Origin of the sequence: Caulobacter sp. DWR1-3-2b1 (assembly GCF_049895765.1) — a bacterium.
GTDB lineage: Bacteria > Pseudomonadota > Alphaproteobacteria > Caulobacterales > Caulobacteraceae > Caulobacter.
The window spans coordinates 363231-374951 of record NZ_JAFCSZ010000001.1 but is presented as its reverse complement, the minus strand read 5'-3'; the positions used below and the strand labels follow the sequence as shown (position 1 = coordinate 374951).

11 protein-coding genes and 1 pseudogene are annotated in these 11721 nt (G+C 66.1%); 7 read left to right on the top strand and 5 right to left on the bottom strand.

Translation table 11 applies throughout. The features are described from left to right. A pseudogene (locus ACP69S_RS01860) lies at positions 1-588 on the bottom strand (IS481 family transposase); the annotation flags it as partial. Positions 589-824: 236 nt separating this feature from the next. Here ACP69S_RS01860 and fliQ point away from each other — a divergent pair. The 4 genes from fliQ to cckA all read left to right on the top strand — a co-directional run bounded on the left by fliQ (position 825) and on the right by cckA (position 5163). Beyond that, complete coding sequence (fliQ, locus tag ACP69S_RS01855; RefSeq protein ID WP_419255820.1) at positions 825-1091, top strand: flagellar biosynthesis protein FliQ; 267 nt, start codon at positions 825-827, stop codon at positions 1089-1091. A gap of 16 nt (positions 1092-1107) precedes the next feature. Next, a complete protein-coding gene (gene fliR, locus ACP69S_RS01850; RefSeq protein ID WP_425994281.1) occupies positions 1108-1863 on the top strand; it encodes a flagellar biosynthetic protein FliR in 756 nt (251 codons plus the stop codon). Between the two features lie 9 nt (positions 1864-1872). Continuing rightward, a complete protein-coding gene (gene flhB, locus ACP69S_RS01845) occupies positions 1873-2958 on the top strand; it encodes a flagellar biosynthesis protein FlhB (protein WP_425994280.1) in 1086 nt (361 codons plus the stop codon). A 117-nt stretch (positions 2959-3075) separates the two neighbouring features. Next, the gene (cckA, locus tag ACP69S_RS01840; RefSeq protein WP_425994278.1) at positions 3076-5163 is read left to right on the top strand and encodes a cell cycle histidine kinase CckA; all 2088 of its coding nucleotides are present in this window, start codon (positions 3076-3078) and stop codon (positions 5161-5163) included. Positions 5164-5319: 156 nt separating this feature from the next. On the opposite strand, the gene ACP69S_RS01835 is transcribed toward cckA, so the two are convergent. Then, entirely contained in the window at positions 5320-5718 is a 399-nt protein-coding gene (locus ACP69S_RS01835) for a host attachment family protein (protein WP_425994275.1), read from the bottom strand. Positions 5719-5800: 82 nt separating this feature from the next. After that, complete coding sequence (locus ACP69S_RS01830; RefSeq protein ID WP_425994273.1) at positions 5801-6298, bottom strand: 3D domain-containing protein; 498 nt, start codon at positions 6296-6298, stop codon at positions 5801-5803. 86 nt (positions 6299-6384) lie between these two features. On the opposite strand from ACP69S_RS01830, the gene ACP69S_RS01825 reads away from it, so the two are divergent. From ACP69S_RS01825 to ACP69S_RS01815, 3 genes are read left to right on the top strand one after another with little or no spacing between them, the layout of a single operon-like run. Next, positions 6385-6969 (top strand): glutathione S-transferase family protein, encoded by a 585-nt coding sequence (locus ACP69S_RS01825; RefSeq protein WP_425994272.1) that lies wholly within the window; start codon positions 6385-6387, stop codon positions 6967-6969. Positions 6970-6987: 18 nt separating this feature from the next. Further along, positions 6988-8019, top strand: a complete 1032-nt coding sequence (locus ACP69S_RS01820) for a S1/P1 Nuclease (RefSeq protein WP_425994270.1) — start codon at positions 6988-6990, stop codon at positions 8017-8019. A gap of 4 nt (positions 8020-8023) precedes the next feature. Further along, a complete protein-coding gene (locus tag ACP69S_RS01815) occupies positions 8024-8470 on the top strand; it encodes an NUDIX domain-containing protein (RefSeq protein ID WP_425994268.1) in 447 nt (148 codons plus the stop codon). A gap of 123 nt (positions 8471-8593) precedes the next feature. On the opposite strand, the gene ACP69S_RS01810 is transcribed toward ACP69S_RS01815, so the two are convergent. Then, entirely contained in the window at positions 8594-8953 is a 360-nt protein-coding gene (locus ACP69S_RS01810) for a UrcA family protein (RefSeq protein ID WP_425994266.1), read from the bottom strand. A 146-nt stretch (positions 8954-9099) separates the two neighbouring features. Continuing rightward, positions 9100-11640: an ATP-binding protein gene (locus ACP69S_RS01805; RefSeq protein ID WP_425994264.1), complete on the bottom strand. Its 2541-nt coding sequence runs from the start codon at positions 11638-11640 to the stop codon at positions 9100-9102. Positions 11641-11721: the final 81 nt, after the last annotated feature.

Below are 11721 nucleotides of genomic sequence, written 5' to 3'. Positions count from 1 at the left end.
GTCGGTCAACACGGTGTGGATCTTGTAGGGCACGGCCGCGATCAGGTGGCGCAGGAAGTCCCCGGCTATGTGTCTGGTGGCCTTCTCGTGGAGCTCGACGAAGGCGAACTTCGAGGTCCTGTCGATCCCGACGAACAGATAGAGCTTGCCTTGCTCGGTGCGGACCTCGGCGATGTCGATGTGAAAGTAGCCGATCGGATAGGTCTTGAACTTGCGCCAGTTGGGCTTGTCACCCTCGACCTGCGGCAGACGGGAGATGTCGTGACGCTGCAGGCAGCGATGCAGTGACGAGCGCGTCAGATGCGGGATGGTCGGCTGCAGGGCATACAAGCAGTCGTCCAGCGGCAGCAGCGTGTGCCGCCGGAAGGCGACGATGATCGCCTCCTCTTCGACCGTCAGGACCGTCGACCTGGGATCCTTCGGTCCGGTTCGCAGATCTTCGACCGAGGCCCGTCCCTTCCACTTGGCGACGGTCTTGGGGTTGATCCCATGACGCTTCGCCAGGCCCCTCAGGCTCTCTTGACTATGCTGTATCGCTCGACGGACCGCCGCTGTCGTTGTGGCGCTCCCGTGGTGTACCTGCCCCATAACGCATCCTTCCAACCATCGGAAAATAGTGCACCATCAAAGTCCGGGACCAAACATCTAGCTCCCGTGCGGCCAGGAACTTCTTTCCTGGATTTTTGGAAAACACCGCTGAGGCAGAGCGCCGCAGAGACGATGATCGACCCTTCCGGCACCAACTCCTAATGCCCTGTTAACCATATCTCGGCATCTTGAACCCTAGATTCTGAGCCCTGTTCGGGCCGGCTTTGACGGGGATTCTGATGACCGGCGCCGAAGTTCTTGATGTCGGTCGCGACGCGATCTGGCTGACCCTTCAGCTCTGCGCGCCTGTGTTGATCGTCGGCCTGGTGGTCGGCGTCGCCATCGGCCTGTTCCAGGCCCTGACCCAGATCCAGGAAGCCACCCTGGTCTATGCCCCCAAGATCGTGGCGATCTTCGTGTCCCTGCTGATCTTCCTGCCGCTGATGGGCGCGCTGATGGCGGGCTTCATGCGCCAGATCGCCGCCCGCATCGCTGGCATGTAGGGGAGGCGAGGACCGCTTGGACTCCTACGCGACAGCCGCCCAGGTCTATGTCGCCGGCCTCGTTTTCGCGCGGGTCGGCGCCATGGTCATGCTTATGCCCGGCATCGGCGACGCCTCGGTGCCGGCGCGCGTTCGCCTGGGCTTTGCCCTGCTGATGTCCCTGTTGCTGACCCCCTTGGTGCAGAACACTGTCCCCGGCGTGCCGACCTCGGTCGGTGGCCTGTGGGGCCAGGTGATCCACGAGATCTTGATCGGCCTGATGATCGGCTCGGTGCTGAAGCTGTTCTTTACCGCCATGTCGACGGCCGGCGAGGTGATTTCGATGCAGACGACCCTGTCGTTCGCCCAGACCACCAACCCATCGATGGGCCAGTCCAGCACGGCGGTGGCGACCTTCCTGTCGATGCTGGGCTTGACCCTGATCATGGCCACCGACCTGCACCACCTGTTCATCGGGGCGATCGTCAAGTCGTACGACATCTTCCCGTTCAGCCGCGCCGTGCCCGTACACGACGCTGCGACCCTGGCGGTGCGCACCGTGGCCGACAGCTTTTCCCTGGGCATCCAGCTGGCCGCCCCGGTGATTGTGTTCTCGCTGGTCTTCAACCTGGCCGTCGGCCTGGTGGGACGGGTCATGCCATCGTTCCAGATCTTCTTCGTGGCGTCTCCGCTCAGCGTGATCCTGGGCCTGTCCCTGCTGGCCCTGAGCCTTGGCGGCATCGCCATGGTCTGGACCGACCGCTACCGCGACCTCCTGATGATCTTCAACTAGGGGCGGGCCGTGGCGGAAGACACAGACAACGACTCGAAAACAGAAGAACCCTCAGCCAAGAAGCTGTCGGACGCCAAGGCCAAGGGCGACGTCGCCAAGAGTCAAGACGTTCCTCAGCTGGCCTCCCTGCTCGGCGCGGTTTGCGTGATCCTGATGGCCGGGGGCTGGCTGACCCGGGACCTTTCGGCGGCCCTGGTGCCGTTCCTGGCCCATGCCGGCCGGATGGATCTGAGCAGTGGCGGCGCGGTGGTCATCGCCCGGCAGGCGATCATGGCGGCCATGCCGCCGCTGGTCCTGGTGATGATTGTCACGGCCATCTTCGGCATCGTCGCCCACGTCGGCCAGACCGGCTTCATGATGACGCCGGAGAAGATCAAGCCCGACCTCAAGAAACTGGACCTGATCAAGGGCATGGGCCGGCTGTTCGGCATCGATGGCCTGGTGCAGTTCGCCAAGTCGGCGCTAAAGTTTATCCTCATCGGCATCATCGCCTATTACGTGCTCAAGCCGCACGCCAGCGAAGTGATCAACATGGTCGGCATGGCGCCGTCGGCCATGATCCCGGCGGCCATGAAGCTGGCGACCAAGCTGTTCTTTGCCGTCCTGATCCTGCTCAGCGTCACCGCCGGCTTCGACTGGTTCTGGCAGCGCCAGCGGTTCATGAAGCGGATGCGGATGACCCTTCAGGAGGTCAAGGACGAGTACAAGCAGTCGGACGGCGACCCCCACATCAAGGCCAAGCGCCGCCAGATCCAGATGCAGCGCTCGCGCCAGCGGATGATGCAAGCCGTGCCAAAGGCCACCGTCGTGGTCATGAACCCGACCCACTACGCCGTCGCGCTGAAATACGAGCCGGGCGAGACGCCGGCGCCGATGTGCGTGGCCAAGGGCATGGACGACCTGGCCCTGAAGATCCGCGCCGTCGCCGAAGAACACGGCGTGCCCGTGCTGGAAGATGCGCCCCTGGCGCGCGCGCTCTATGCTACCGTCGAGGTCGATGAGGAAATCCCAGCCGATCATTTCGAGGCCGTGGCCAAGGTCATCGGCTTCATCATGAACGGCAAGAAGCCCAAGGCGTCGGCGCGTCCTCTCTAATCGGCCGTTTTTAAAGCGTATTTCAAACGCCCTCTGACCTTGCGTTCCATAAAGAGTATCCTCGGATCGGCTCGAAGTGAGTCGCGACCGAGCATTGAACAAGGATTGCCGTCGTCCATGGCCGAAATGCCCGTCCAGGACATCGCCGAGACCGGTGTCTCGCGCCGCCGCTTCGACCCCTATATCTGGGGCGCGGCGATCTTCTTCGTGGCCGCCGCAGGTCTGGCCGCCGTCCCGGCCCTCCGCGCCGGACCGGCCACCCTGGCGGGCCTGCTGCTGCTGGGCGGCGTCGCCGGCGTCGCGATCCTTGGCCTCGTGGCCATCCGCGCCTCGGCCCATCATGAGAGCGACCTGGACGCCGCCGAAGGCTTCATCGACGCCCTGAACGAACCGACCGCCCTGGTCGCTGCCGACGGCCGCCTGCTGGCGGCCAATGCCGCCTGGCGCCTGGTCATTGGCGACGCCAAGCGCCTGCCCAAGGGCGTGGCGGGTTCCGGCCTGTTCGCGGCCCTGGTCCGCGCCCGCAAGGGCGAGATGGCCGAAGGCGCGCTGCGTGTCGACGGCGCCGACCGCGTGGCCGCTGTGTCGCGCTTGGCTGGCGGACGCCTTCTGGTCCGCTTGCCTCCGCCCGCCGTGGTCCAGACCATTGCTGCCGATGCCCTGCCGGCGCCCGTGGTCGAGGCCATCGCGCCACCGCCGGGTTCGCTGGACGCCTTCTCCGGCGCCTCGCCGTTCGGCGCGGCCCTGCTGGAAGGGCTGGACCCCTTCAATTCGCGTATTCTCGAGGCCAATCCGGCCCTCGCCGCCATGGCCGGTCCAAACGCCAAGGCCGGCGTGCTGTTTGGCGACCTGATCGAGCCCGTTACCCGCACCGAGGCCGAGACCCGCCTGGCGGGCGGCAAGGCCGGACCCTTCGAGGTGCGCCTGTCGCGCGACCCGACCCGCATCGCCCACCTCTATCTCTACAAGGCCGAGGGGCGTCTGGTCGCCTATATGATCGATGTCTCGGAGCAGAAGCAGATCGAGCTGCAACTGGCCCAGGCCCAGAAGATGCAGGCCATCGGCCAGCTGGCCGGCGGCGTGGCCCACGACTTCAATAATCTGCTGACCGCCATCCAGTTGCGTCTGGACGAACTGCTACACCGTCACCCGGTGGGCGACCCCTCCTATGAAGGCCTCAACGAGATCCGCCAGACGGGCGTGCGCGCCGCCGACCTGGTGCGCAAGCTGCTGGCCTTCTCGCGCAAGCAGACGGTGCAGCGCGAAGTGCTGGACCTGGGCGAGCTGATCTCGGAATTCGAGGTCCTGCTGCGCCGTCTGCTGCGCGAAGACGTCAAGCTGATCACCGACTATGGCCGCGACCTGCCGCAGGTGCGGGCCGACAAGAGCCAGCTGGAAACAGCGGTCATGAACCTTGCCGTCAACGCCCGCGACGCGGTGCGCGCCGCCAAGGGCGGCGGCATTGTTCGCATCCGCACGGCGCGGCTGACACAGGAAGAGGCTGTTTCGCTTGGCTTCCCGGGCGCCGACGGCGACACCGCCTTCATCGAGGTCAGCGACGACGGTCCCGGCATTCCGCCCGACGTCATGGGCAAGATCTTCGACCCGTTCTTCACCACCAAGCCGGTGGGCGAGGGCACGGGCCTGGGTCTGGCCACCGTCTATGGCATCGTCAAGCAGAGCGACGGCTGGATCCATGTCCACAGCCGTCCAGGTGAAGGCGCGGCGTTCCGCATCTTCCTGCCGGTGCACGTACCGACAGCAGCCGCCATCGCCGAGGCCGCCGCCGTCGCCGCCGCGCCGCCCAAGGCCCGTCCGCCCCGCGATCTCTCGGGCGCCGGCCGCATCCTGTTCGTCGAGGATGAGGACGCGGTGCGCGGCGTCGCCGCTCGCCTGCTCCGCGCCCGTGGCTACGAGGTTCTGGAGGCCTGCGACGGCGAGGAAGCTCTGCTGATCGCCGAGGCGAATGCCGGCACCATCGACCTGCTGATCAGCGACGTGATCATGCCGGGCATCGATGGTCCGACCTTGCTGAAGAAGGCGCGCGGCTATCTGGGCAATGCGCCGGTGATGTTCATCAGCGGCTATGCCGAGGCCGAGTTCAGCGACCTGCTGGAAGGCGAGACGGGCGTAACATTCCTGCCTAAGCCGATCGACATCAAGACTCTAGCCGAACGGGTCAAGCAGCAGATACAGGCGGCTTAGAGCATTTTCCGATAAGTGTGAAACGGTTATCGGATCGAAAAATGCTCTAAACCTCTGATTTAGAGCCATTTTCGCCCGATCCTGATGAAGCCATCAGGTCGGAAAGGGCTCTAGGGGTTAGCGACGGCGGGAGCTTCTCAGCCCCCGCCATCGCCGTCAGGCCTTGTCGATCGCCGTGACGATCTGATCAGCGGTCTGGCCCGTCAGATCCTTGGCGATTTCGCCGACCAGCTTGGCCTGGAGCGGCTTGCCCCAATGCTTGCGCAGCTCGCCGAGGGTCTTGGGCGCGGCGATGACCAGCAGGTGATCGAAGGCGCCGGATAGGGCCTGGGCGTTTAGCATCTCGGCCACGCCGGCGGCGTAGCCGTCTTCGGCCTGAGTGCTGTTGTCGGGGTTGGCGGCGCTTGACTGGTGACCGGTCGAGCCTGCGCCCTTGGCATCGATGGCGGGGGGCGGCAGCGCCGACAATTGCGGCTCGTGCTCTCCGGTGTTCTTGAACATCACCAGCTTTTCGCCGTCGACGACGGCGACTGTGGCGCCCTTGGGAAGTATCATGCGGCGTATCCTCTTGTGAGGCACGCTAACGGGTGGCGAAGGTGGAGGTTGCGACCGCAAGCGGCGGACGCGATCCGGCGCTCTATTCGGGCGGGCAGCCCTTGAATTCGCCGACCTTGCTGACCGACAGATGTGTCAGGTTCAGGGGCATCAGCGGAGCCATCGACGAGCGGCCTGAGCCGCTGAACAGGTCGAGCTTCAGGCCCTTGATCGCGCCGCCGACGTCGGAGGCGTACCAGTAGCCATCGTGCTTGCGACCGTCGGGCATCGGCAGGCCGACGGTTTCCTTGATGAAGAGCACGGTGCGGCGCGGGATCACGGTCTTGTCGACCGCCACGGTGCGCATGGCCACGACCTTGCAGCCCAGCGAGTCCAGGGCGCGGATGCCCTTGGCTCCGGCGTGGTACAGCGTCGCCTTCATCTTGTATTCGAGCGTGCCGGGGATCGTGCCGGTCAGCGCGCCGGCGATGAGGTCGCCCAGCGGATCGGAACGCGAGGCGGACTCGGAGTCCAAGGCGAAGGCGGGGAGGGCGGTGGAAATGGCCATGAAGGCCATAATTCCGGCGAGCGTGCGACGCATCGAGGGAATCCTCTTATCGGCGTATCTGTCGGGCGGGCTCTGGATAGTCCGATCACGGCCGCGTGACAACCCTTTGGAGGCGAACAGTGACCTTGCGCATCTACGGTGACACGAAATCGGGGAACTGCCTGAAGGTGAAGTGGACGGCCGAGTGCCTCCACCTGCCGTTCAACTGGATCGAAGTCGACATCATGAAATCGGAGTCGCGGACGGCCGATTTCCTGGCGATGAACCCGGCCGGCCAGGTGCCGGCAGTGATCCTCGACGACGGCGGAGCCCTGGCCCAGTCCAACGCCATCATGCTGCATCTGGCCGAGGGCTCGACGCTGATCCCCAGCGCTCCCTTCGAGCGCGCCAAGATGTATGAGTGGCTGTTCTGGGAACAATACAGCCACGAGCCCTATGTCGCCGTGGCCCGCTTCCAGGTGGCCTATCTGGGAAAGCCCGTGAGCGAGCTGGACCCTAAGCTGGTGGAACGCGGCCATGGCGCGCTGATCCGCCTGGAAACACAGCTGACACACACTCCCTATCTGGTAGGCGAGCGCCTCACTCTGGCGGATATCGCGCTGGTGGCCTACACCCGGGTCGCCCATGAGGGCGGTTTCGACCTGTCGCTATATCCGGCCGTCAAGGCGTGGGTGGGCCGGGTCGAGGTCGCCCTGGGTCTTTAAATGTTTCGCGGAGCTTCCATGTCGCGCCTGTCGTCCAGCCTCAAGGTTCTCGCCATTGCGGCGACCCTCGCCGCCCCGGCCAATTCCGCCTTGGCGTGGGGCTCGTCGGGCCACCGTCTGATCGGCGTGCTGGGCGTTCAGGGCCTGCCATCGGATGTGCCGGCCTTCGTGCGCACGCCGACGGCGGTCGCCACCATCGGCGAATATGCCCGTGAGCTGGACCGGTCGAAGGGCTCGGGCAAGATCCACGACCACGACCGCGATGCGGCGCACTTCCTGGACGTCGATGACGAAGGACGGATGTTCGGCGGACCGATGTTTACGGTCGCAACGCTGCCGCCCACGCGCGCCGACTACGAGACCGCCCTGCGCGCCGCTGGCATGGACAGCTGGAAAGCCGGTTACCTGCCCTACGCCATGATCGACGGCTACCAACAGCTGGTGAAGGACTTCACCTACTGGCGCATCCTGGTGGCGGCCGAGAAGTTGGCGACCGATCCGGTCAAGAAGGCCTGGTACGCCGCCGACCTGAAGCGCCGCGAGGATCTGCTGCTCCGCGACCTTGGCGTCTGGGCGCACTATGTCGGCGACGCCAGCCAGCCGCTGCACTTGTCGGTGCACTACAACGGCTGGGGCGATTATCCCAATCCCAACGGTTACACCAACGCCCGTTCGACCCATTCCAGCTTCGAAGGCCCCTTGGCGAAAGCCCTGGGCGACGAGGCCCAGGTGAAGGCGCTGATGCCGGCCTACACAGATTGCGCCTGCTCCATTGAGACCCGCGTCGTCGGCTATCTGACCACCACCTGGAAGCTGACCGAGCCGCTTTATGCGCTGGAGAAGTCGGGCGGCATGGTCGACACCGATCCGCGCGCCAGGGCCTTCGTCCAGACCCGTCTTGCGGCCGGCGCCGGCGCCCTGCGCGATCTGGTGACCGACGCCTGGCGCGAGAGCGCCAGCGGCAAGATCGGCTATCGCCCGGAGATCAGCGTCGCCGACGTCGAAAGCGGCAAGGCCGATCCGTGGCTCGATCTCTACGGCAAGGACTGACGACTTGCTCGCGTTCGGCCAACCGGCGCCGGGGTTAGACTATCTGGAGCGCCCGGCGGCCTTCGGGATCGTCGAGAATTCGGCTGGCGAGATCGCGCTGGTGCGGGTCAGCAAGCCTGGCAAGTCGCCCTATTTCGACCTGCCGGGCGGCGCCGTCGATCCGGGCGAAACCGAACCGCAAGCCGTGGTCCGGGAGTTTGGCGAGGAGACCGGTCTGGTCGTCAAGGTCGGGACCCTGATCGCCTCCGTCTCGCAGCTGTTCCTGAAGTCCGACGGCCAACCCGTGCGCAACTTTGGCGGCGTTCATACGGCGCGCATGATCCAGCTGAAGGCCGGACTCAAGGTCGAGGACGACCACGAGCTGGTCTGGCTGGATCCGCGCGACGCGGTGGTCGCCTTGCGCCACGACGCCCACGCCTGGGCCGTCGCCGCGTGGATGCGTGGCGGCTAGAGCATTTCCCGATAAGTGTGAAACGGTTATCGGATCGAAAAATGCTCTAAACTTCTGATTTAGAGCCCTTTTCGCCCGACCCTGATGAAGCCATCAGGTCGGAAAGGGCTCTAGACGGTTAGGTTAGAACAGGCCGAGCGAGCGGGTGGCGAACGCCGCAGGCTTGGCGCGGCGCGCGGCGCGAAGGTCGGCGATTTGCTCGCGGCTCAGTTCCGAACGGACGTCGGCGTTGAAGTCCTGGTAGCAGGCGCGAACCGACAGACCGCGAAGCTTCTCGGTCGTTGTGCGGGCCGAGCAGACCTCGTCGGCGGCCACGCGGGCGCGGCGGACGAATTCGGCAGCGTCGCCGGGGTTGACCAGCTTCAGGTCGCCCACCTGGATCCGGGCCGGTTCGGCGGCATGAGCGGCGGTCAGGCCGACGATCGGCGTGGCGGCCAGGGCCAGGGCGGCCACAGCGGCCAGACGGTTGATGAACTTGGTCATGTGCGTAACTCCCTCGATCTGCGCCAGGCGCGCTTGATGACGAGGGTGTAGACCTGACGTAACGCCGTTACCCGTTACGTCTGCTTCATGACGCGGAATTAAGTCTATGAAAGCAAAGTAATAATTCTGCCTTCATTTCGTCACGATCAAGCGGCGGCGAAGTCGCGGGCCGGATTGATCTCGCTCTGGCGGATCGGCAGGGAGAAGCACACCGTGGTGCCTTCGCCCGGCGTGCTGGTCATGTCCAGCGAGCCGTCGTGCATCTCGATCAGCGACTTGGTCAGGGCCAGGCCAAGGCCCGTGCCTTGGGTGGTCTTGGAAAGCTGGCTCTCGACCTGCTCGAACGGGCGGGCCAGACGCGCCAGGTCTTCCTTGGCGATGCCGATGCCGGTGTCCTGCACCGAGACCCGCACGCGCTCGCCCAGCGGATCGCGACGCACCTCGGCGCGGATCGTGACGCTGCCGGCCCGGGGCGTGAACTTGATGGCGTTGGACAGCAGGTTCAGCAGCACCTGTTTGACCGCGCGATAGTCGGCTTCGATCTCGGGCAGCTGCGGGAAGTCGATGAGCAGCTTCAGGCCCGCAGCCTCGGCGCGGTTGCGCACCAGACGCACGGCGTCCTCGGCGACGTCTTCCAGGTTCAGCGGCTCGAACTTCAGGTTCATCTTGCCGGCCTCGATCTTCGACATGTCGAGGATGTCGTTGATCAGGGCCAGCAGGTGCTGACCGGAATTATGGATGTCCTGGCTGTAGCCCTTGTAGCGCTGGTCGCCGAGCTGGCCGAACATCTCGTTCATCATGATCTCGGAGAAGCCGTTGATGGCGTTCAGCGGGGTGCGCAGCTCGTGGGACATATTGGCCAGGAACTCGCTCTTGGCCTTGTTGGCGCCCTCGGCCTTGACCTTCTCCATCTCGTACTTGCGGGCGAGTTCCGCCAGTTGCTCCTGGCTGCGCTCAAGGCCCGTGACGGCGCTCTGGAGCTGCTCCTCGTTGAGGCGGCGGGCTTCTTCCTGGTTCTTGATGGCGGTGATGTCGGCGGCGGTCATCACCAGGCCGCCTTCGGCCGTGCGGCGCTCGCTGATCTGGATCCAGCGACCGTCCATCATCTCGGCCTCGCGAACACCCTTGGCGCCGTCGGGCGCCGGGTGGTCCTGCTTGATGGCCAGGGCCGCGAAGCGGTTGACCTCGGCGCGCGGCGCACCGGGCTTCAGCAGCTTGGGCTCCAGATTGAAGACGCTGCGATAGTTGCGGTTGCACATCAGCAGTCGGCCCTGGCGATCCCACAGCACGAAGGCTTCGGAGACGCTTTCGATGGCGTCGCGCAGACGGTTCTCGGCGGCCTGGGCGCGGGCCTGGGCCAGGCGCTCCTCGGTGACGTCCAGAGCCACGCCGATGATGCGGACATAGCCGTCCTGGCCGGGCTTGCCGAACCCCTGGCCGCGGGCGTCGATCCAGATCGAGCGACCGCCCTGCTGGGTGGCGGGTACGCGGAATGAAACATCGAAGGCGCCGTACATGGCGGCGTTTGCCAGGGCCTGCCGGACGCGCTCGCGGTGATCGATGGAAATGCGGTCCAGCATCTCCTGGCCAGAGACTATGCCGCCGCCGCCCCAGCCGAACATCACGCCGGTGACGTCGGACAGGAACACCTGGTCGCCGCGCAGATCCCATTCCCAGATGCCGCAACGGGCGGCTTCGACGGCGAGACGGAAACGCTGCTCGCTATCGACAAATTCGCGGTGGGCGACCTCGACCTTGCGGCTCTGCAGCATCAGCATCAGGGCAAGGGCGATGCCGACACCCAGGGGGGCCAGCAGGTTGACGGCGCCTTCCATGACCTGTCGGTCCATGTTGGCGACGTTGCGCGATGGCGCGCCGGCCACGGCCAGCAGGGCGCCCTCGGCCAGGGGCTGCACCGCCACGTCCAGCAGGGCGCCACTGGCGGCCTGGCCGCGCAGGGCGGCGCTCTGGCCCCCGACGTCCTCCATCGACAGGGCGAAGGCTTCGCGGAAGGTTTGCATGCCTTGGACCGGGCGGCCCTGGGCAGCCACGAGGCGACCGTCGGGCAGGGCGATGGCGCGGGCGCCGCCCTTGCCGGGGTCGATCAGCAGGCGGTTGGGATCGCCGCTGGAGATGATGAAATTGCGTCCGGTCGAGGCCGGGGCGACGGCGGCGACATAGAGGCGGCCGGTTTCGCCGGCCGCGCCGATCCAGGTCGAGCGGCCCGAGGCGGCGGCGGCGCGGGCGGCGGCCTTCCAGTCGGCCCCCTCATCGCGGCCGGCGACGGCCTGGACGCCGGCTGGCCCGGCCACGGCGACGGCCATGGCCTCGCCGCCGCTGGCGCGCAGGGCGATCTCAGCGGCGTCCATGGTGTCGGCCGGGTCGCGTTGGAGGATGTCGGAGGCGGCCGAAAGACCGGCGCGCTGGGCGGCCAGATTGGCTTCGATGCGGCTCGCGACCAAGCTGGCCTCGGCGGCCAGCGGCGCGCCGCCCGGAGCCATCTCCGCCTCGCGCTGCAGGCGCTGGATCCCGAAGGCGGTATAGACGGCCAGCAGGAGCAGAGCGGCGAGGATGGCGACGCGGACATAGACCTGCGAAGGCGAGCGCGCGGCGATCGACCGCACGACACCCGCCGCGGAAGGTCCGGCTTCCGCAAGCCTCCCGGGTCTCGCATCCCCAACGCGCAAAACGGCTCCCGCTTCCCCTGGCGAGTCACTTCGCCAACATGGTGAATCTACCGCACGCCAAAGGCTTCCGTCACGGACGAA